The organism is Streptomyces sp. NPDC058877 (genome assembly GCF_042742855.1).
Lineage (GTDB): Bacteria > Actinomycetota > Actinomycetes > Streptomycetales > Streptomycetaceae > Streptomyces.
The window spans coordinates 1-20,842 of sequence record NZ_JBHYMF010000016.1 but is presented as its reverse complement, the minus strand read 5'-3'; the positions used below and the strand labels follow the sequence as shown (position 1 = coordinate 20,842).

17 protein-coding genes are annotated in these 20,842 nt (G+C 72.4%); 10 read left to right on the top strand and 7 right to left on the bottom strand.

Features of this window, described 5'->3' with window-relative positions:
- Positions 1-11 precede the first annotated feature (11 nt).
- On the top strand, positions 12-1,595 hold the full coding sequence (locus tag ACFW2Y_RS06220; protein WP_384874271.1) for a 3-hydroxyacyl-CoA dehydrogenase: 1,584 nt from the start codon (positions 12-14) through the stop codon (positions 1,593-1,595).
- Positions 1,595-2,188, top strand: coding sequence for a TetR/AcrR family transcriptional regulator (locus tag ACFW2Y_RS06215; RefSeq protein ID WP_384874269.1), 594 nt, complete (start codon positions 1,595-1,597; stop codon positions 2,186-2,188). The genes ACFW2Y_RS06220 and ACFW2Y_RS06215 overlap by 1 nt, the downstream gene beginning before the upstream one ends.
- A 192-nt stretch (positions 2,189-2,380) precedes the next feature.
- Here the strand turns inward: ACFW2Y_RS06215 and ACFW2Y_RS06210 are convergent, their stop codons facing one another.
- On the bottom strand, positions 2,381-2,917 hold the full coding sequence (locus ACFW2Y_RS06210) for an Lrp/AsnC family transcriptional regulator (RefSeq protein WP_384874266.1): 537 nt from the start codon (positions 2,915-2,917) through the stop codon (positions 2,381-2,383).
- A gap of 177 nt (positions 2,918-3,094) precedes the next feature.
- Between ACFW2Y_RS06210 and pdhA the strand changes: the two genes are divergently transcribed.
- The 7 genes from pdhA to ACFW2Y_RS06175 all read left to right on the top strand — a co-directional run bounded on the left by pdhA (position 3,095) and on the right by ACFW2Y_RS06175 (position 11,248).
- The gene (pdhA, locus tag ACFW2Y_RS06205; RefSeq protein ID WP_384874376.1) at positions 3,095-4,255 is read left to right on the top strand and encodes a pyruvate dehydrogenase (acetyl-transferring) E1 component subunit alpha; all 1,161 of its coding nucleotides are present in this window, start codon (positions 3,095-3,097) and stop codon (positions 4,253-4,255) included.
- Positions 4,255-5,301 (top strand): alpha-ketoacid dehydrogenase subunit beta, encoded by a 1,047-nt coding sequence (locus ACFW2Y_RS06200; RefSeq protein ID WP_384874263.1) that lies wholly within the window; start codon positions 4,255-4,257, stop codon positions 5,299-5,301. The genes pdhA and ACFW2Y_RS06200 overlap by 1 nt, the downstream gene beginning before the upstream one ends.
- Positions 5,301-6,677, top strand: a complete 1,377-nt coding sequence (locus ACFW2Y_RS06195) for a dihydrolipoamide acetyltransferase family protein (protein ID WP_384874260.1) — start codon at positions 5,301-5,303, stop codon at positions 6,675-6,677. Before ACFW2Y_RS06200 ends, ACFW2Y_RS06195 begins: the two co-directional genes overlap by 1 nt.
- Positions 6,678-6,910: 233 nt before the next feature.
- Entirely contained in the window at positions 6,911-7,765 is an 855-nt protein-coding gene (locus tag ACFW2Y_RS06190) for an NTP transferase domain-containing protein (protein WP_384874257.1), read from the top strand.
- A complete protein-coding gene (locus ACFW2Y_RS06185) occupies positions 7,762-9,132 on the top strand; it encodes a molybdopterin molybdotransferase MoeA (protein ID WP_384874255.1) in 1,371 nt (456 codons plus the stop codon). The genes ACFW2Y_RS06190 and ACFW2Y_RS06185 overlap by 4 nt, the downstream gene beginning before the upstream one ends.
- Positions 9,133-9,152: 20 nt before the next feature.
- Positions 9,153-10,214, top strand: coding sequence for a potassium channel family protein (locus ACFW2Y_RS06180; RefSeq protein ID WP_384874374.1), 1,062 nt, complete (start codon positions 9,153-9,155; stop codon positions 10,212-10,214).
- 47 nt (positions 10,215-10,261) lie between these two features.
- Positions 10,262-11,248: an NAD(P)H-quinone oxidoreductase gene (locus ACFW2Y_RS06175; protein WP_384874252.1), complete on the top strand. Its 987-nt coding sequence runs from the start codon at positions 10,262-10,264 to the stop codon at positions 11,246-11,248.
- A 131-nt stretch (positions 11,249-11,379) separates the two neighbouring features.
- On the opposite strand, the gene ACFW2Y_RS06170 is transcribed toward ACFW2Y_RS06175, so the two are convergent.
- The 6 genes from ACFW2Y_RS06170 to ACFW2Y_RS06145 form a co-directional block, all read right to left on the bottom strand.
- Complete coding sequence (locus tag ACFW2Y_RS06170) at positions 11,380-11,925, bottom strand: bacterial proteasome activator family protein (protein ID WP_384874250.1); 546 nt, start codon at positions 11,923-11,925, stop codon at positions 11,380-11,382.
- Between the two features lie 97 nt (positions 11,926-12,022).
- The gene (locus ACFW2Y_RS06165) at positions 12,023-14,887 is read right to left on the bottom strand and encodes an FtsX-like permease family protein (RefSeq protein ID WP_384874248.1); all 2,865 of its coding nucleotides are present in this window, start codon (positions 14,885-14,887) and stop codon (positions 12,023-12,025) included.
- Positions 14,884-15,618: an ABC transporter ATP-binding protein gene (locus tag ACFW2Y_RS06160; protein ID WP_384874245.1), complete on the bottom strand. Its 735-nt coding sequence runs from the start codon at positions 15,616-15,618 to the stop codon at positions 14,884-14,886. Before ACFW2Y_RS06160 ends, ACFW2Y_RS06165 begins: the two co-directional genes overlap by 4 nt.
- A gap of 97 nt (positions 15,619-15,715) precedes the next feature.
- Entirely contained in the window at positions 15,716-16,345 is a 630-nt protein-coding gene (locus ACFW2Y_RS06155; RefSeq protein WP_384874242.1) for a PadR family transcriptional regulator, read from the bottom strand.
- 86 nt (positions 16,346-16,431) lie between these two features.
- The gene (locus ACFW2Y_RS06150) at positions 16,432-17,328 is read right to left on the bottom strand and encodes a hypothetical protein (protein WP_384874240.1); all 897 of its coding nucleotides are present in this window, start codon (positions 17,326-17,328) and stop codon (positions 16,432-16,434) included.
- A 110-nt stretch (positions 17,329-17,438) separates the two neighbouring features.
- On the bottom strand, positions 17,439-19,064 hold the full coding sequence (locus ACFW2Y_RS06145; protein ID WP_384874237.1) for a protein kinase: 1,626 nt from the start codon (positions 19,062-19,064) through the stop codon (positions 17,439-17,441).
- Between the two features lie 263 nt (positions 19,065-19,327).
- Here ACFW2Y_RS06145 and ACFW2Y_RS06140 point away from each other — a divergent pair.
- A partial coding sequence (locus ACFW2Y_RS06140; protein ID WP_384874234.1) for a protein kinase occupies positions 19,328-20,842 on the top strand: 1,515 nt, incomplete at its 3' end.

Sequence of the window (20,842 nt, the reverse complement as noted above, 5' to 3'; positions counted from 1 at the left end):
GGATCACTGCCATGAGCGCCAACGTGACCGTCAGGGGGAACGACGACGTGACCGCGAGTGAGACCGCCGCCGGTGGCCGGGACGGCGCAGCCGCCGTGGCACGGGACCGCGTCGTCGCCGTCGTCGGCACCGGCACGATGGGCCAGGGCATCGCCCAGGTCGCACTGGTCGCCGGGCACCCCGTCCACCTCTACGACAGTGCCCCCGGCCGGGCCGCCGAGGCCGTCGTCGCCCTCACCGCCCGCCTGGACCGGCTGGTGGAGAAGGGCCGTCTCGACGCCACGGCCCGGGAGGCGGCCGTCGGGCGGCTGCACGCGGCCGAAGAGCCCGCCGAGTTCGCGGACGCCGCCCTCGTGATCGAGGCGATCGTCGAGGACCTCTCGGTCAAGCAGCGGCTCTTCGCCGACCTGGAGAAGATCGTCGGCGACGACACCGTCCTCGCCACCAACACCTCCTCCCTCTCCGTCACCGCCATCGCGGGAGGACTGCGCCTGCCCGGCCGCTTCGTCGGACTGCACTTCTTCAACCCGGCGCCGCTGCTCCCCCTCGTCGAGGTCGTCAGCGGCTTCGCCACCGAACCGGACACCGCCGTGCGCGCCTACGAGACGGTCAAGGGCTGGGGCAAGACGCCGGTGCGCTGCGCCGACACCCCCGGCTTCATCGTGAACCGGGTCGCCCGCCCCTTCTACGCCGAGGCGCTGCGGGTGTTCGAGGAGGGCGCGGCGGATCCCGCCACCATCGATGCCGCGCTGCGCGAGTGCGGCGGCTTCCGGATGGGGCCGTTCGAGCTGACCGACCTCATCGGCCAGGACGTGAACGAGGCCGTCACCCGGTCGGTCTGGGAGTCCTTCTACCAGGACCCCAAGTTCACCCCCTCGCTCGCCCAGCGCCGGCTCGTCGAGTCGGGACGGCTCGGCCGCAAGTCGGGACACGGGTGGTTCTCGTACGCGGAGGGTGCGGAGCGCCCCGAACCGCACACCGCCCCGCCGGCGGAGGCGCCCGGGTGGATCACGGTGCGCGGCGACCTGGGACCCGCCGAACCGCTGGTCGGGCTCTTCGAGGAGGCGGGGGTCGAGGTCCGGCGCCAGCCCGGTTCCGGGCACGTCCTGCTCCCCGGCGGGGCCCGGCTCGGCCTCGCGGACGGGGAGACCTGCTTCGAGTACCCGTACGAGGAGATCATCAGCTTCGACCTCGCCCTGGACTACGCGCGCGCGAGCCGGATCGTCCTGTCGGCCGGCGAGCGCACCTCGACCGGGTCCCTCGCCGAGGCGGTGGGCCTCTTCCAGGCGCTCGGCAAGCAGGTGTCCGTGATCGGTGACGTGCCCGGCATGATCGTCGCCCGTACCGTCGCGATGCTGGCCGACGTCGCGGCGGACGCGGTCGACCGCGGGGTCGCGACCGCCGAGGACGTCGACACGGCGATGAGGCTCGGGGTCAACTATCCGGCCGGCCCGCTGGAGTGGGCCGGGAGGATCGGGCACGCGCGCGTGCGGGACCTGCTCCTGGAAATGCACGAGAGCTACCCGACGGGGCGGTACGCACCCAGCCTGGCCACCGCCCGCCGGGGCCATGCCGAGGAAGGGCAGGACTCCTGATGACCACGGCGAAGCGCGACACCTACACCCCCGAGACGCTGCTCTCGGTCGCGGTGCGGGTCTTCAACGAGCGCGGTTACGACGGCACGTCCATGGAGCACCTGTCCAAGGCCGCCGGGATCTCGAAGTCCTCGATCTACCACCATGTGTCCGGCAAGGAGGAGCTGCTGCAGCGGGCGGTCAGCCGGGCGCTGGACGGGCTCTTCGCGGTGCTCGACGAGCCGGGGGCGGGGCGCGGCCGGGCCGTCGCCCGGGTCGAGTACGTCACGCGCCGCACCGTCGAGGTGCTGATCGCCGAGCTTCCGTACGTGACGCTGTTGCTGCGGGTGCGTGGCAACACGGCCACCGAGCGGTGGGCGATGGAGCGGCGCCGCGAGTTCGACCACAAGGTGGCCGAGCTGCTGAAGGCCGCTGCCGCCGAGGGCGACCTCCGGGCCGACGTGGACATCCGACTCGCCACCCGGCTCCTCTTCGGAATGATCAACTCGCTGGTGGAGTGGTACCGGCCGCACCCGGACGGTGCGGCGGAGCGCGAGCAGCTCGCCGAGACCGTCGTCCACCTGGCCTTCGACGGGCTGCGAACGCCACGCTGAACCGCGCATGGGGTGGTGCGCCCGGGCCCGGCCGTCCGTGCGCCGCGGCACTTCGCCGCGGGGTCCGGACCGGCCGTCGAAACCGTGCGGGGACGGCCCGTCCGGCCTCCTGATCCGCTCGTCCGCCCGGGACTCGCCCCGGGCGGACCGCTGCCCCGCCTCCCCGTGTCCCCCGTACGGCCCAGCGGGGGTTCAGCAGGTCGGGGCCCGGTGGTCCGGGTCCAGGTCCGTCTCCTCGAAGACCAGCAGGGTCCGGGTGGAGAGCACTTCCGGGATCGACTGGAGCTTGGTCAGCACCAGCTCGCGCAGCGTTCGGTTGTCGGGCGTGTGGACCAGCAACAGGACGTCGAAGTCGCCGCTGACCAAGGCGATGTGCGCGGCTCCCGGCAGGGCCTGGAGCTGTTCCCGCACCGTCCGCCAGGAATTCTGGACGATCTTGAGCGTGATGTAGGCGGAGGCACCGTGCCCCGCCCGCTCGTGGTTCACGCGGGCGCTGAAACCACGGATCACCCCGTCGTCGATCAACCGGTTGATCCGGGCGTACGCATTGGCCCGGGAGACGTGCACCCGCTCGGCGACGGAGCGGATCGAGGCGCGTCCGTCCGCCTGCAGGATCCGCAGGATGTCGCGGTCGATGGCGTCCAGGGGACGCGCCGGGGGAGCGGGGAGACCCGCCGTGGGACCCGGGGCGACGACCTGCCAGTCATCGGCCATTTGTTCATCCGCCATGTGCCCCCGCCTCTCTCCGGTGGACGACCTGTCCTCATCCCAAGCCCTGGAGAACCGTTTGTCCACAGGCTGAAGGTGCCTGTAGCCAAAATGCCTCCACGACCGAACAATCGGTAGGTGAGGCGCGCCACACTCGCGCCACCCGCCTTCGGGTCTTATGCCCGCTCCCATGAGGAGGTGGACTCGTTGCAACAGCGCAGTTCGACAGTCCAAGAGCCGCCCGGTGCCGTTTCCGCCCACCGGCACACCCCGTCGCCGGCCTGGCAGCCGCGCACCGACCCCGCGCCGCTGCTGCCCGAGGCCGAGCCGCTGCGCGTGCTCGGCACGGACGCGGTGGCCGACGCCGATCCCGCGCTGCTGCTCCGGCTCTACGCGGAGCTGATCCGCGGCCGGCGGTACAACACCCAGGCGACCGCCCTCACCAAGCAGGGCCGGCTCGCCGTGTACCCGTCCACCACCGGCCAGGAGGCGTGCGAGATCGCCGCCGCCCTCGCCCTGGAGGAGCGCGACTGGCTCTTCCCCTCGTACCGCGACACCCTCGCGGCCGTCGCCCGGGGCCTCGACCCCGTCCAGGCGCTGACCCTGCTGCGCGGTGACTGGCACACCGGCTACGACCCGCACGAGCATCGCATCGCACCGCTCTGCACGCCGCTCGCCACCCAGCTGCCGCACGCCGTGGGGCTCGCCCACGCCGCCCGCCTGAAGGGCGATGACGTGGTCGCCCTCGCCATGGTCGGCGACGGCGGCACCAGCGAGGGCGACTTCCACGAGGCGTTGAACTTCGCGGCGGTCTGGCAGGCCCCCGTGGTCTTCCTCGTCCAGAACAACGGCTTCGCGATCTCCGTGCCGCTCGCCAAGCAGACCGCGGCTCCTTCCCTGGCGCACAAGGCGGTCGGATACGGAATGCCGGGCCGGCTCGTCGACGGCAATGACGCGGTCGCCGTCCACCAGGTGCTGACCGAGGCCGTGGCCCGTGCGCGCCGCGGCGGCGGACCGACCCTCGTGGAGGCGGTCACCTACCGGATCGACGCCCACACCAACGCCGACGACGCCACGCGCTACCGCACGGCCGACGAGGTCGAGGCATGGCGGGCGCACGACCCGATCCTGCTCATGGAAAGGGAACTGACGGAGCGTGGCCTCCTCGACGAGGACGGCAGGCGCGCGGCGGCCGAAGCCGCCGAGACCATGGCCGCGGACCTGCGCGAACGGATGAACGCCGACCCGGTGCTCGACCCGATGGACCTCTTCTCCCACGTGTACGCGGAGCAGACCACGCAGTTGCGCGAACAGGCGGCGCAGTTGCGCGCCGAGCTCGAAGCCGAGGGTGAGGCGTGATGACGACCGCGACGACCGGCCCCGCCGCGGCCAAGACCGGCGGGACCGCCGGGAAGCCGAAGCCGGCCACGATGGCACAGGCGCTCCAGCGCGCGATGCGCGACGCGATGGCCGAGGACCCCACCGTCCACGTGATGGGCGAGGACGTCGGCACCCTCGGCGGCGTCTTCCGGGTCACCGACGGACTCGCCAAGGAGTTCGGCGAGGACCGCTGCACGGACACCCCGCTGGCCGAGGCGGGCATCCTCGGCGCGGCCGTCGGCATGGCCATGTACGGCCTGCGACCGGTCGTCGAGATGCAGTTCGACGCCTTCGCGTACCCCGCGTTCGAGCAGCTGATCTCCCATGTGGCCCGGATGCGCAACCGCACCCGCGGCGCGATGCCGATGCCGATCGTCATCCGTGTCCCGTACGGCGGCGGGATCGGAGGGGTCGAGCACCACAGCGACTCCTCCGAGGCCTACTACACGGCCACCCCGGGGCTGCACGTCGTCACCCCGGCCACGGTGGAGGACGCCTACGGGCTGCTGCGGGCGGCCATCGCCTCCGACGACCCGGTGGTCTTCCTGGAGCCCAAGCGGCTCTACTGGTCCAAGTCCGACTGGTCCCCCGAGGCACCCGCGCCCGTCGAGCCGATCGGCAAGGCCGTCGTGCGGCGTCGCGGCACCGGCGCCACCCTGATCACCTACGGCCCCTCCGTGCCGGTCTGTCTGGAGGCCGCGGAGGCCGCCCAGGCCGAGGGCTGGGACCTGGAGGTCATCGACCTGCGCTCGCTCGTGCCGTTCGACGACGAGACCGTCTGCGCCTCGGTGCGGCGCACCGGCCGCGCGGTCGTCGTCCACGAGTCCACCGGCTTCGGCGGCCCCGGAGCGGAGATCGCCGCGCGGGTGACCGAGCGCTGCTTCCACCACCTGGAGGCACCGGTGCTGCGGGTGGCGGGCTTCGACATCCCGTATCCCCCGCCGATGCTGGAGCGGCACCACCTGCCGGGCGTCGACCGGGTCCTGGACGCGGTGGCACGACTGCAGTGGGAGGCGGGGAGTTGATGGCGCAGGTGCTGGAGTTCAAGCTGCCCGACCTCGGTGAGGGGCTCACCGAGGCGGAGATCGTGCGCTGGCTGGTCTCCGTCGGTGACGTCGTCGCCGTCGACCAGCCGGTCGTCGAGGTCGAGACGGCCAAGGCGATGGTCGAGGTGCCCTGCCCGTACGGGGGCGTCGTCACCGCCCGGTACGGCGAGGAGGGCACCGAACTGCCCGTCGGCGCCCCGCTGCTGACGGTCGCCGTGGGCGGTACCGGAGCACCGGAGGAGCGCGCGGAGGCGGCTCCGGAGGCCGCTCCGACGGCGGACGGCTCCCGAGCCGATGCAGCCGTCTCCTCGGAGTACTCGGGCAATGTGCTCGTCGGCTACGGCACGGCCGGTCCCGCCGCTCGACGCCGTCGGGTGCGGCCCGCGAACACGGCGGCCCCGACCCCCACGGCGGCCCCGACTCCCGCAGCGGCCCCGGTTGCGGTGGCGGCGCCGGCCCCCGTGGTGCACGAGGGGCCCGTGCCGGTCATCTCGCCGCTGGTGCGGAAGCTGGCCAGGGACCGGGGGATCGACCTGCGGGAGGTGCGCGGTTCCGGCCCGGAGGGCCTGATCCTGCGGGCCGATGTGGAGCTCGCCCTCGCGACCCGCGAGCGGGCGACCGCCTCCCCGGTACCGGTGCCCGCTACCGTGGCTCCCGTCACGACGGAGGGCGAGCGGGTTCCGTTGCGCGGGGTACGCGGCGCGGTGGCGGACAAGTTGTCCCGCAGCCGCACGGAGATCCCCGACGCGACCTGCTGGGTCGACGCCGACGCGACCGAGTTGATGGCGGCACGGGCGGCGATGAACGCGGCGGGCGGGGCGAAGATCTCGCTCCTCGCGCTTCTCGCGCGCATCTGCGTCCATGCCCTGGCCCGGTTCCCCGAGCTCAACTCCACGGTGGACACGGCCGCCCGGGAGATCGTCCGGCTGCCGTCCGTGCACCTGGGCTTCGCCGCCCAGACGCCACGCGGGCTGGTCGTTCCCGTGGTGAAGGACGCGGGGACCCGGACCGCCGAGTCGCTGACCGAGGAGTTCGCCCGGCTGACGGAGGCGGCCCGGCAGGGCGCGATCACCCCGGCCGACCTGACCGGCGGCACGTTCACCCTGAACAACTACGGCGTGTTCGGGGTCGACGGGTCCACACCGATCATCAACCACCCCGAAGCAGCCATGCTCGGCGTCGGACGGATCATTCCCAAGCCCTGGGTGCACCGGGGCGAGCTGGCCGTCCGTCAGGTGGTGCAGCTCTCGCTCACCTTCGACCACCGCGTCTGCGACGGCGGTACGGCGGGCGGCTTCCTGCGGTACGTGGCGGACTGCGTCGAGCAGCCTGCTGTGCTGCTCCGCACGGTCTGACGTGTTGGGCCCACGCGGACGTCCGGCACCGGACGTCCGCGCGGCGCGGTCGTGCTGGACGAGCGGGGCGGTCGTGCTGGACGTCCGCGCGGGGCGGACGTGCCGGACGAGCGGCCTTGCGGGATCCACGGGCCGGTGAAAACCCTCCGGAGGACACGTGTGGTTCGCCACGCTCGTCTCAGTAGGGGAGACGGGCACCTCGCGGGTGAGATCCGGCGGACCATACTGCTCGGGTGACCACCGCATACGACGCCGTTGTGCTCGCCGGGGGCGCCGCCCGGCGCCTCGGGGGCTTCGACAAGCCGGCCGTGCGGATCGGCGGGAGGACCCTCCTCGACCGGGTGCTCTCGGCCTGCCCCGGAGCAGGTCGGACCGTGGCCGTCGGGGTTCCCCGCCCCACCGTCCGACCCGTCCGCTGGACCAGGGAGAACCCGCCCGGCGGAGGGCCGCTGGCCGCCCTCGACGCGGGCGTACGGGAAACCGGAGCCGAGGTCCTGCTCGTCCTCTCCGCTGACCTGCCCTTCCTGGACGGGACCACCGTCCACCGGCTCCTCGATGCGCTTGCCGGCACCTCCGGGGCCGAGGCCGCGCTCCTCGTCGATGCCGATGGGCGGGACCAGCCGCTGGTCGGCGTCTACCGTCGCTCCCCGCTCCTCCGCGAACTCGCCGCCGCCACCGAACGTCGGGGCACACTCGACGGAGGGCCGCTGCGCCTGCTCACCGAGGGGCTCCGTCTCACCCGTGTTGCCGCGGGCCCCCTGGCCTCCTTCGACTGCGACACCTGGGGGGACGTTGCCACGGCCCGCACCCACATCAGGGAGCATGGGACCGTGCTGGATGAATGGATCACCGCAGTCAAGGACGAACTGGGCATCGAATTGGACGTCGACACCGACGTGCTGCTCGACCTCGCCCGTGATGCCGCCCATGGGGTGGCCCGCCCCGCCGCGCCCCTGACCACCTTCCTGGTCGGCTATGCGGCGGCGCGCGCGGACGCCGGGGGCGGGCCGGAGGCCGTGGCCGAGGCCGCCCGCAAGGCCGCGGCGCTCGCCCAGCGCTGGGCCGCCGAGCAGGACGAGGCCGGATGAGTCCGAAGGAACCCCTTTCCGTGGTCCAGAGAACCACCACAGGTGCCGAGGGCGCACTTCCGCACCGGGCCACCGCCTGGCCCGAGGCACGGGCCGCAGCCGTCCGTGCCGGAACCGCTGCACGGGTCGAGCGGGAGGCACACCGCCTCCCCCTGGGCCGGTCACTCGGTCAGGTGCTGGCCGAGCCGCTCCTCGCCCTCACCGACCTGCCCTCCTTCGACACCTCGGCCATGGACGGCTGGGCGGTCACGGGCCCGGGGCAGGGGCCCTGGACCGTGCGCGTGGAGACCCCCCTCCTCGCCGGCCGTGTGCCGGCTGCCGCACCCGCCGACGGCGAGGCCGTTCGGATCGCCACCGGTGCCCCCGTGCCGCCCGGGACCACCGCCGTCATCCGCACCGAACACTCCCGGTCGGAGCGGACCCGGAACGCCGGTGCCACGCCCGGGACCGGCCTGTTGCTGTACGCCCTGCGCGAGGTCGTCCCCGGGCAGGACATCCGCCCCCGGGGCCAGGAGTGCCGTTCCGGCGACGTGCTGCTGGCTGCGGGCAGCCTCGTGACGCCAGCCGTATTGGGCCTGGCCGCCGCCGCCGGGTACGACGAGCTCCCCGTGTCGCCACGGCCCCGTGTGGAGGTCCTCGTCCTCGGAGACGAACTGCTCACGGCGGGTCTTCCCCACGACGGGCTCATCCGGGACGCCCTCGGACCGATGCTCGGCCCCTGGCTGACGGCGCTCGGTGCCGAGGTGCTCGCCACCCGACGGATCGGTGACGACCCCGAAGAGCTCCACGCGGCCGTGACGGGATCTGCCGCCGATCTGGTCCTCACCACCGGGGGCACCGCCGCCGGCCCCGTCGACCACCTCCACCGGGTGCTCGACACGGCGGGCGCCACGCTCCTGGTCGACGGCGTGAAGGTTCGCCCCGGCCATCCGATGCTCCTGGCGGCCCTCGACGGCCGCCGTCATCTGGTCGGTCTCCCCGGCAACCCGCTCGCCGCCGTGTCCGGTCTGCTCACGCTCGCCGAGCCGTTCCTCGCCGCCCTCACCGGGGTCCCCCCGACCGGCCCTCCCGCTGCGGGGGACCCTCCGACCACGGCCGTGCCGTCCGGCGGGCGTGCATCCCTTCAAGACGAGGTGCACGGGCACCCCCATGACACGAGGCTCGTCCCGGTCGTCCGCCGGGGCGGAGAGCAGGCCGTACCGCTGCGCTACAACGGGCCCGCCATGCTCCGGGGCATCGCCGTCGCGGACGGCATGGCCGTGGTGCCGCCCGGCGGGGCGAGGGCGGGACAGGTGCTGGACGTCCTCGACCTCCCCTGGACACCCATGTCGGGCGCCGTACCGGCTCAAGGAGCGTGTTTCACGTGAAACTGCCCAGTCGCGACGTCATGGCCCGCCATGCGGACGAGCGGGTTTCGGGTCCCCGGGTCCAGCTGCCCCGCCGGGTCGTGGAGAAGCCGCTGCGACAGGTCGGCAAGCGACTGCTCATGGCGCTCGGCGTGCTGGTCGTGACGGTGTTCATCGTCTACCTCGACCGTGACGGCTACCACGACAACGCCAACGAGACCGTCGGTTTCCTCGACTGCGTCTACTACGCGACCGTGACGCTCTCCACCACCGGGTACGGCGACATCGTCCCGTACAGCGATTCCGCGCGGCTTGCCAACGTCCTGCTGGTCACGCCCCTGCGCGTGCTGTTCCTGATCATCCTGGTCGGCACCACCCTTGAGGTCCTCACCGAGCGGACCCGCGAGGAGTTCCGACTGAACCGCTGGAGGTCCACCTTGCGCGACCACACCGTCATCGTCGGCTTCGGAACGAAGGGGCGGTCCGCGATCCAGACGCTCTGCGCGACCGGGCTCCGCAAGGACCAGATCGTCATCGTCGACCCCTCCAGCAAGGTGATCGAGACGGCGAACGCGGACGGATTCGTCGGCGTCATCGGCGACGCCACCCGCAGCGACGTGCTGCTCCGCGCCGAGGTCCAGCGGGCCCGGCAGATCGTCATCGCCACCCAGCGCGACGACACGGCGGTCCTGGTCACTTTGACGGCTCGTCAACTCAACCGGGGCGCGAAGATCGTCGCTGCGGTCCGCGAGGAGGAGAACGCGCCGCTGCTCCGCCAGTCCGGCGCGGACGCGGTCATCACCAGTGCGAGCGCTGCCGGGCGCCTGCTCGGACTCTCCGTGCTGAGCCCCAGCGCCGGCACGGTGATGGAGGACCTCATCCAGCAGGGTTCCGGCCTCGACCTGGTGGAGCGTCCGGTGACCAAGAGCGAGGCCGGGAAGAGCGTGCGGGAGACCGAGGACCTGGTGGTGAGCGTGCTCCGGGGCCACCGGCTGATCGGCTACGACGACCCCGTGGCCAGCCCCTTGGAGATCACCGACCGGGTGATCACGATCGTGCGCGCAGCGCCGGTGACTCCGCTTTCCACCCCGCCGGAGGACTGAGCGCTCGTACCGGGCGAGGACCTTGTGGCGGGAGTAGCCTCGCCGCTATGCATGCGATCACGATTCCGGAACCCGGCGGCCCCGAGGCCCTCGTCTGGGCCGAGGTGCCCGATCCCGTCCCCGGCGAGGGCGAAGTCCTCGTCGAGGTGACGGCGAGCGCCGTCAACCGTGCCGATCTGCTCCAGCGCCAGGGCTTCTACGACCCGCCCCCGGGAAGCTCCCCGTACCCCGGTCTGGAGTGCGCGGGGCGGATCGCCGCACTCGGCCCGGGAGTGTCCGGCTGGTCCGTCGGCGACGAGGTGTGCGCACTGCTCGTCGGCGGCGGCTACGCCGAGAAGGTCGTGGTCCCGGCGGGCCAATTGCTGCCGGTGCCGGAGGGCGTCGAGTTGTCCACTGCCGCCGCGCTCCCTGAGGTCGCGTGCACGGTCTGGTCGAACATCTTCATGATCGCCCATCTGAGGCCGGGCGAGACCCTGCTGGTGCACGGTGGCGCGAGCGGGATCGGCACGATGGCGATCCAGCTGGCGAAGGCGGTCGGTGCGCGGGTCGCGGTCACCGCCGGTGGACCCGAGAAGCTGGCGCGCTGCGCCGAGTTGGGCGCGGACGTCCTGATCGACTACCGCGAGCAGGACTTCGTGGAGGAGTTGGCGAAGGCGACGGACGGTGCGGGCGCGGACGTCATCCTGGACATCATGGGCGCGAAGTACCTGGAGCGGAACGTGAAGGCGCTGGCCGTGAACGGTCGGCTGGTCATCATCGGCCTCCAGGGCGGGGTGAAGGGCGAGTTGAACCTCGGGGCGCTGCTCGCCAAGCGCGCCGCCGTCATGGCGACCACGCTGCGTTCCCGTCCGGTGCACGAGAAGGCGGCGATCGTCGCCGCCGTCCGGGAGCACGTCTGGCCCCTGATCGGCGCGGGTACGGTCCGTCCGGTCGTCGACCGCACGGTTCCGATGCAGGACGCGGCGGAGGGGCACCGGGCGCTGGAGGCCGGTACCCACGTGGGCAAGGTGCTGCTGCTCGCCCCGGGCGCCTGATCCCGTAGGCGGCTGCCGGGTGGGCGGACCACCCCTCGACGGTCGGTGCCTGCCGTGGCACGTCCCGCGGGCGGCCTGCGTACGGAGGAGGGCCGGCACACCCGGTGCGCCGGCCCTCCTCCGCGTGCGACCTACAGATACGGGCCCGAGCGCCCCGCATGTCCGTGGCCCTGCTCGTCGTCATCGTCGTGGGACGCGCCCGGGGGCAGTGCGCGGCGCATCTGCTCCAACTGGGCCCTGGCCGCCATCTGCTGGGCGAACAGCGCCGTCTGGATGCCGTGGAACAGCCCTTCGAGCCAACCCACCAGTTGGGCCTGCGCGATGCGCAGCTCCGCCTCGGAGGGGATCGCCTCGTCGGTGAACGGCAGGGAGAGGCGTTCCAGTTCCTCGACCAGTTCGGGCGCCAGCCCGTCCTCCAACTCCTTGACGGAGCTGGCGTGGATGTCCTTGAGCCTGACGCGGCTGGCCTCGTCGAGAGGTGCCGCGCGCACTTCCTCCAAGAGCTGCTTGATCATGCTGCCGATCCGCATGACCTTCGCAGGCTGCTCGACCATTTCCGTCACCGGGACCTCGCGGGTTTCGTCGTCGCCCTGAGCGCCGCCGAGCGCCATCCCGTCCTGTCCCACGACGAGGATCGGGGGGCTCTCCTGCGACCTGTCATTCCTCGGCATCTCCATGCCGCCATTCTCTCGTACGCATGCCTCACCACACGGTGTGCCCCTGTACGGGGGTGATCCACCCTCGTACAGGGGCACGGGACGGGAGCGGGAACCGTCAGGTGGCCGCGCGCCGGGCGACCGCGCCGCGCGAGCGGGTCACCAGGGCGGCGAGCAGCGCGGCGCCGAGCGGGACGGCGACGAGCAGGCCGGCCAGCGTTTCCCAGGGGATGACGATCGGCAGCTCGGGCGGAGCGGTTTCTCCGGTCCAGCCCTGGGCCAGGTTCTGTTCGAAGAAGCGGACCTGCTCGCGCTCCTCGGTGAGGCGGAGGCCCACGGCGGGCAGCAGTCCGGCGGCCGAGCCGAGGAGCACGCCCATGGCGGCGACGACTCCGCACTGGAATCCGCTGAGGGTGCGACGGACCTTGGGCGGTGCGCCGACGGCGGCGAGCGTCTTCAGGTCGGCTTCTGCATCGGCCTGGGCGAGACCGGTGGCGATGCCCGCGGCGCCGATGGTGACGAGACCGGCGAAGACGGCCAGCGAGAGCAGGACGATGCCGTCCTTCTGGACGAAGCCCTCCTCCAGGTGGAGCTGGACTTCGCTGCCGAGCTTCGCGAGCTCGGCGTCGAGCTTCTGGCGCTGTTCGCTGTCGGGGAGCCGGTCAGTGCTGACGTAGAGGCCGAGCGGGACGGTGGAGAGCCCTGCGGCCTTGGCGGTGGCCGGGGTCATCAGGGCCTGGAGGCCGTATGCGTTCTTCTCACCGGGCACCCGGTAGGCGGGCAGGGAGGTGATCTTGCCGGGGGCCGGGCGGTTCTCCGAGGAGGCCTGGTCGGCTGCGGCGATGTCGGTGATCTGCTTGATGCCGATGGTGCCGTCCTCGGCGACCTGGGTCCGGTTGAAACTGACGACCTTGCCTTCGGTCAGTGCCCGGACGGTTGCGGGGTCGTCGACGCCGAGGACGGTCAGTACGGTGGCGTCACCGATGAGAAGCCCGCCCTCGGAGACGTACATCCCGCCGTTGCCGTTCTCCGCACAGCGCCAGTCCTCGGTGAGGACCTTCCGCCGCTGCTCGGGCGTGTACTTCTCCGAAGGATCGCTGCCGTCGGGGAGCGCCGCGTACAGCGGGCACTCGTTCGCCGGGGGAACGACCACCTCGTAGCGACCGCAGCCCGCCTCCGCGCTCCAGGGGGCACAGCCGGGCTTGCCGACGGAGACGCGCTCCACGTCGGCGCGCAGGTCGACGGGGAAGGCGCGCTGGACGGCCTCCCGGACGGCGGGGGCGTCCCGCCCGCCCTCCTCGGGGACGAAGGCGGAGGCGACGCCGTACGGCAGCTTGGCCTCGTACTCGGCCTCGCTCTGGGCCTCGCGGCTGGCCATGTAGGTGGAGACGGCGACCGTGCCCGCGACGGCTGCGAGGACGGCGGCGACCGCGGGTGCCGTACGGCCCCGGTTGCGGACGGCGTCCCGCAGCGCGAGGCGGGGGGAGAGCGGCAACCAGCGGCCGGTTCGCCCGAAGAGGCCCACCAGGGCCGGGGTCATGGCGACGACGCCCAGTTCGGCGATGGCGGAACCACCGGCCACGATGACGAACTGCTCGCTGACGAGCGAGCCGAAGAGGGCGATGGAGCCGCCGAGCAGAAGGGCGGCCAGTCCGATCAGCGGGAGCACCCGGCTGCTGCGGCGGACTCCGCGCCGGCCGGTGAGCGAGGCGAGTACGGTCTGTCGTGCGGCGGTGAAGGCCGGAACGACGGCCGAGAGCAGACCGGTCAGGACCGCGAGCAGGGCAATGCCGAGGAGTTCGGCCGGTCGGACCTCGAAGGCCCCGAACCGCTGCCCCATGGTCTCTTCGAGGACCGGTTGCAGGGCCAGCGTCAGGACCACGGCGAGAACGGTTCCGGTGACGGCTGCGGTGATGCCGATGACCAGGCCGCCGCTCAGCACGATGGCCCGGATGTGGCTGCGGGCACCGCCGTTGGCACCGACCAGACCGAGCTGGCGGCGCGAGCGGCGGGCGCCGACCGCGAAGGCGGGACCGGCGAGGAGACAGATCTCCAGCATCGCCAGACCGACGACCGTGCTGATGGCGGCGAGCTCGGCGGCGGCAGCGGCCGGGCTGGCTTCGAAGCCGCCCCAGCCCTCCTTCTGGAAGAGCGGCACCTCTGACTTGGCGGGCGGGTTCAACAGCACGGCACGCGAAGTGACCACCACGCCCTTGGCGTTGATCTCCTTGACGGCGTTCCACGTGAAACCACCGGACGCGCGCACCAGGTACGAGAGGGAGGTTTCGGGGGTGGTCAGACCGGCCCGTACGACGGCCTTGCCGTACGGCGAGAGGAAGGCCCCCGGCAGTGCGTTGACCTGGTCGGTGCCGAGCGAGTCGGGAAGTTCGTAAGCGCCGACGATCCGGTACGGGCGGTCGAAGTTGCGCGCGGAAAGGGTCGAGCCGACCGACAGACCGCTGGTCTCCAGGAAGTGCGAGGTCGCCATGACCTCGTCGTCCTTCTCCGGGAAGTGTCCCTCCAGGAGCGTCATGATGCCGCGCGCAACCGGGTCGGAGGCCTTGAGCTCGCGCACTTCGGTCAGGAGCAGGCCGTGGGACGTCGTCAGCTTGGCCGCCCCGCTCTCGTCCGTGAGGACGGTGGATCCTGCGGGGAAGGTCCGGGAGACGTCCGTGTTGCCGCTCGGCCACGGCTCGTTCTCGTAGTCCTCGACCGGTGTCCGCAGGTCCCCTGACGGGTCCTGGAAGATCGGGACACCACCGAACTGGGCGTCCCTGAAACGCGCGTCGGCCGCGCCCATCATCCGCTCCGCCCTTTCGGTGGAGGAGAGTTGGGAACTGCGGTAGGTCAGGTCGAGGGCGCTGACGCCCAGGATGGGCAGCGCGATCATCGCGAGGACGAGGGCGCTGCGCCCCTTGGAGCGCCAGGCGTCGCGGCGGGCTATTCGGATCGCGGCCCGCCAGGAGTGGAACCAGGTCTTCACGCCTCTGCCACCCGGCCCGACAGAAGGGAATCGGCTTCGCTCCGCACGGTCTGGTCGACGATGGCGCCGTCCCGCAGGAACACCACCCGGTCGGCCCAGGCGGCGAACCGCGGTTCGTGGGTGACGAGGACGCCGGCGGCGCCCGCATCGCAGCGCGTGCGGAGCAGCGCGAGCACGGACTCGCCGGTCTCGGAGTCGAGGGCGCCGGTGGGCTCGTCGGCGAGGACGAGCCGACGGTCGCCGACGAGGGCGCGGGCGATGGCGATCCGCTGCTGCTGGCCGCCGGACATCTCGTCGGGGAAGCGGTCGGCGAGGTGGCCGAGTGCCATCTCCTCCAGGGCGGCGAGGGCCTCGACGCGCGCCTTGCGTGCGGAGGTCCCGTCCAACTCGCGGGGGAGGGCGACGTTCTCGGCGGCGGTCAGGGCCGGGATGAGGTTGTAGTCCTGGAAGACGTAACCGATGCTGCGGCGGCGCAGGGCGGCGAGCTCCTTGACGCTCGCAGCGGTGATGTCGGTGTCCTCGACGATCACCCGGCCCGAGGTGGGGGTGTCGAGGCCGCCCGCGATGGTGAGCAGGGTGGACTTGCCGGAGCCCGACGGGCCCATGACGGCGACGAGTTCCCCGGGGTGGACGGCGAGGTCGATTCCGCGCAGGGCGTGCACTTCGGTGGCGCCGGTGCCGTGGACGCGGGTCAGGTTCTGGAGTTGCAGCACGGGCTGCGGTGTGGGCATGGAGAGGTCCCCCAGTTGGTCGTACGCGGTGGTGGGCCGGGTACGGGTGTGTGCGGTGGAAGGTGGTCGGTGGCGGGGCGGGTGCGTGAGGGGTCGGTCAGCCCGCTCCGGAGGCACCGGCGGTCGACGGGCGAGGAGCGGCCGGGGCGGCCGGTGTCGCTGGGGGCTTCTCCCGGGACGCCGTCGTCGACAGACGGATCAGCCGGGCCTCGCAGTGGTCCAACCAGCGCGCCTCCGCCTCGGTTTGGAAGATCAACTGTTCCAGGACGAGCAGCCAGGCCACGTCGTCCCGCTCCCGCGTTTCGCCGTTCTCGACGGCGGCGAGGGCCTGGGCCTTGAGACGGGTGTAGTCCTGCATGGCCTTCACGGTGTGCCGGCGCTGGGACTGGATGACGGCGCGGATGTCCACGCCGGGTGCACCCACGGCCATGGCGAGTTTGATGGCCAGTTCGTCACGGGCGGGACTGGTGCGGTCCACCGGCTCCTCGAACCAGGTCCTGAGTTCGGTGCGACCGTTGTCGGTGATCGTGTAGAGCGTGTGTCCGGCCTCGTCCTCACCGTCCTGGGTGACCATGCCGTCGCGTTCGAGCCGGTTGAGCGTCGTGTAGACTTGGCCGACGTTGAGCGGCCAGGTGGAGCCGGTGCGCGACTCGAACTCCGTGCGGAGCTGGGAGCCGTAGCGGGGGCCGCGTTCGAGGAGGGCGAGGAGCCCGTGGCGGATCGACATACTCAGTATGTATACCGAGTATGTAGCCGGGTGCAACCGCCCTGAGGGGGAAGCGGGAGGTCCCCCGCGCGGGGGACCCCGACGGCTCAGCGGCGGCGCATCCGGAGCCCGAGAAAACCGATGCCGAGCCCCATCAAGGTCATCCCCACCCCCAGGGTGAGGAAGGGAACTTGCTGGTCAGCAGGGGGAAGGGCGGCCTCGGGCGACAGTCGCGGCGCGGCGGCGGGCAGACTGGCGGGCACGGTTCCGTGCTGCGGCGGCTCCTCCTCGCGCACCGGCTCGTCCGCCGCCCCGGAGCCGTCCTGCTCCTGCGCGCTTGTTGCGGTTTCGGTACGAGAAGGGCTCGACGAGGACCCGCTCGACGCGGCGGGGTCGGAGGACGCGGCGGTCTCGGAGCGTCCGGGACGGGGCCGCCCCTCGCCGGCCGGTCGCCCCGCGAGGGAGGCGGAGCTTCGGGGAGCGGGGGCGTCGGAGGGACCCGTGGGCGGCACGACCGACGCGGAGGCACCGGTACCGGAGGTCACCGGCACGAGGGGGCCGGGGGCGGGGAGGGTTTCCCCCGTGCTCTCCCCGGTGGCCTGTCCGGAGCCCCCGTCGGCGTCCTTTGGAGCGGCGGGCGGGGAGGACGGCACCGGTGCGGCCGACGGGTGCGCGGCGGAGGGCAGGGGCACTGCCGGGCCCTTGGCGGGGAGCGAGGGCGTCGGAGCCGTACGGCCCGCCGAGACCGGGGGCTTCACGCCGCCCGCCGCACCGCCCTCCGGCTTCCGCGCCTCCGGCTTCCGCAGGTCCGGCTTCCGCACGTCCGGCCCGGCCGTCGTGCGCCCTGCCGGCCACCGGGTGTCCGCACCGGTCGCCGGGGAAGTGCCGGGGGCCTCCGCCGCGTACCCGGAGGGTGCGGCGTGCAGGGCGCAGAAGCAGGTGAACGCGCAGGTGAGAGCGGTGCCGAGGGCCCGCGCCCGTCCCTTGCGGAGTGCTGGAGTCACCGAGTGACCCCCCTCCCGTACCGAGCCGCCGAGGTGTTCAACCCAGCGTCACATGGCCGAACCGTTCCGGCATCCGGGACGGGGCAGGGGGTGGAGGCGGGTGCGACGCCCTACTCCGGCGGGTAGCCCGTCGACACCTTCAGGGTGAATTCGGCATCGGCATCGGTGATGTCCTGGCCTGCCGGCGGGTACTGCTCCAGGACCGTGCCCTCGCCGTACGTGGACTCGTCCACCGTGGTCTCGTTCATGATCTTCCAGCCGGCCGCCTGGACGCAGTCCTTCACCGACTGGATGTTCTTGTAGGTCAGGTCCGGGGTCTCGAACTTGTCGGGGTCGTCGTTGGACTCCGTGGGCTCCGTGCACTTCTTCGTGTCGATGGTCTTGGTCAGGTCGGGGCCCTTGTAGCCGGGCACCGCCGACTCGTCCTGCTGCACGTCCGTCCCGGTGTCACCCGCCTGAGCGCCCGGATCCTCGCCGTTCAGGTCGAGCGCGAGGACCAGGCCGCCGATCGCGAGCACCGCGACGGCGATGGCGCCGACGAGAAGCGGCACGTTCCGGCGGGACCCCCCGGCGGCGACGGGCCGGGGCGCCTGCTGCGGCGGGTAGGGCGAGGGGGCCGGGGTCTGATAGACCGGCGCGGGACCCTGGGGGTAGCCGTAGGGAGTGCTGGGCATCGGCCCGGACGCGGGGGGCGTCGGATTGTACGGGCCGGGCTGTGGGGTCGGCGGCAGATACGGCTGCTGCACGCCGTGCGGGGTCGGCGGCGGGGTCTGGCCGACGGGCGGGAAGACCGCGGAACCGACGCCCGAGCCGCTGCTCACCGGACCGCCCGCCACGATCACCGGCGCACCGGTCTGACCCGCCGCCAGGACGCGCAGGCACTCGTCCCGCATCGCCGCGGCGTTGGGGAACCGCTCGTTCGGGTTCTTCCGCAGCGCGCGGGCGACCAGGGCGTCCATCGCGGGGGTCACCGCGCGGTTGACGGAGGAGGGGGCGACCGGCTCCTCCTGTACGTGCGCGTAGGCGATGGCGAGCGGTGAGTCGGCGTCGAACGGCAGACGGCCCGTCAGCAACTGGAAGAGCATGATGCCGACCGAATAAAGGTCGGAGCGGGCGTCCACCGGACGGCCGAGGGCCTGCTCGGGGGAGAGGTACTGCGGGGTGCCGACGACCATGCCGGTCTGCGTCATCGACGTCACGCCGGACTGCATGGCCCGCGCGATGCCGAAGTCCATGACCTTGACCGTGCCGCGCTTGGTCGTCATCACGTTGCCCGGCTTGATGTCACGGTGGACCAGGCCCATCTCGTGACTGACCTCCAGCGCCGCCAGCACGTCGGCCGTCACCTTCAGGGCCTTGTCGGCCGGCATCGCGCCGTACTGCCGGATGTCGGCGGCGAGGACCGAGCCGAGCGGCTGCCCCTCCACGTACTCCATGACGATGTACGGCATGACAGCGCCGTCGAGCATGTCCTCGCCGGTGTCGAAGACCGACACGATGTTGCTGTGCGACAGCTTGGCCACGGCCTGTGCCTCGCGTCGGAAGCGCTCGCGGAAGGACTGCTCCCGGCCGAGCTCCGTGTGCAGCGTCTTGATGGCGACCTGACGGTCGAGCGCGGTGTCGTAGGCCAGGTACACCGACGCCATGCCGCCCTCGCCGAGGAGGTCACGCAGCTGGTACCGGCCGCCCGCGACCGACCCGCCCGCATAGCGGCCCTGTGCGCCGTCCTGGCTCATCTGTGCTTCCCCCTAGGCGCGCGCGGCGGCGTCGATCCGGATTTCCCGGCCAAGTCTGCCCGAGGGCAGTGACACGTCAAGCCGGGTGCCCTTTCCGTGACCCTCTGCACAGGAAGCGTTTCCACGTGCTTCGGAGGGGCCCGTCGAATTTGCACAGGCGTACGTCGAGGGGATTGGATGGCCGACCCATCTCGGACCGTGGCGTCGCACGGAGCCTGTAGCGTGACGACTGGACACGGCACGACAGACGACGGCGAGGACTGATGGCACCCGAATCCGAAGCAGACGGCGGCGTGCCGGACCCGTCGGCGGAGTCCGGGGGCATCGGCGGGGTCGTCGGCGACGGCCGCTACCGACTGACGCACCGTCTGGGCCGCGGCGGCATGGCAGAGGTCTTCGCCGCCGAGGACGTGCGGCTCGGCCGCACCGTGGCCGTCAAGCTGCTGCGCGCCGACCTCGCCGAGGACCCGGTGTCCAAGGCCCGCTTCACCCGCGAGGCACAGTCCGTCGCCGGCCTCAACCACCACGCCATCGTCGCGGTGTACGACTCCGGCGAGGACCTGGTGGGCGGTCGGCCCGTGCCGTACATCGTGATGGAGCTCGTCGAGGGCCGCACCATCCGTGACCTGCTGCTCAGCGCCGAAGCGCCCGGTCCCGAGCAGGCGCTCATCATCGTCTCCGGGGTCCTGGAGGCGCTGGCCTACTCGCATCAGCACGGCATCGTGCACCGCGACATCAAGCCGGCGAACGTGATCATCACCCACACCGGTGCCGTGAAGGTCATGGACTTCGGCATCGCGCGTGCCCTGCACGGCGCCCAGTCGACCATGACGCAGACCGGCATGGTCATGGGCACCCCGCAGTACCTCTCCCCCGAGCAGGCCCTCGGCAAGGCGGTCGACCACCGCTCCGACCTGTATGCGACGGGGTGCCTGCTCTACGAACTGCTCGCACTGCGGCCCCCGTTCACCGGCGAGACCCCGCTGTCCGTCGTCTACCAGCACGTGCAGGACGCACCGGTCCCGCCGTCCGAGGTGGCGCAGGGCGTGCCGCCGGAGCTCGACGGCCTGGCGATGCGCTCGCTCGCGAAGGACCCGGACGACCGGTTCCAGAGCGCCGAGGAGATGCGTGGGCTCGTCCAGTACGGCCTGCAGATGCTCCAGCAGCAGGGCGGCCACACCGGCCTGTGGAACACCGGGCCGGTCGGGATGTACGAGGGCGGGCACACCCCGAGCGGCGGCATGGCCACGACGGCCGCGATGGGCCACCCGATGCACGGGGAGACCGCGCAGGGCGCGATCCTCCCGCCGATGAACCCGGACGACGGCGGCGTGGGGTACGGAGGCGTCGGGTACGGCGGCGGCACGGGCGGCACCGGCTACGTCCAGGACGGCTACGGAGGGCAGAACGGCGGCCGGGGCAAGCTGTGGCTGCTGGTCGCCCTCGCGCTGGTCGCGGTCGTCGCCGGCGTCGCGTACGCCGTCAACAAGGGGAGCGCACCGGACGGCGAGGTGAAGAACCCGGCCGTCACCGACTCGCCGTCGACTGCCTCGCAGGAGCCCACCCCCTCGGAGGAGCCCAGCGGGGAGCCGACCGAGGAGCCGGGCACGTCCACCGGTGGGGGTGCGACACAGCAGCCGTGGAACCCGCCGACGACCTGGGCGCCGCCGACCGAGCCCACCGGCGAGCCGACGGAGACGGCGACCGTGCAGCCGACCGAGCCCACCGGCGAGCCCACGGGCGAGCCGACGGAGACGGCGACCCCGAGGCCGTCACAG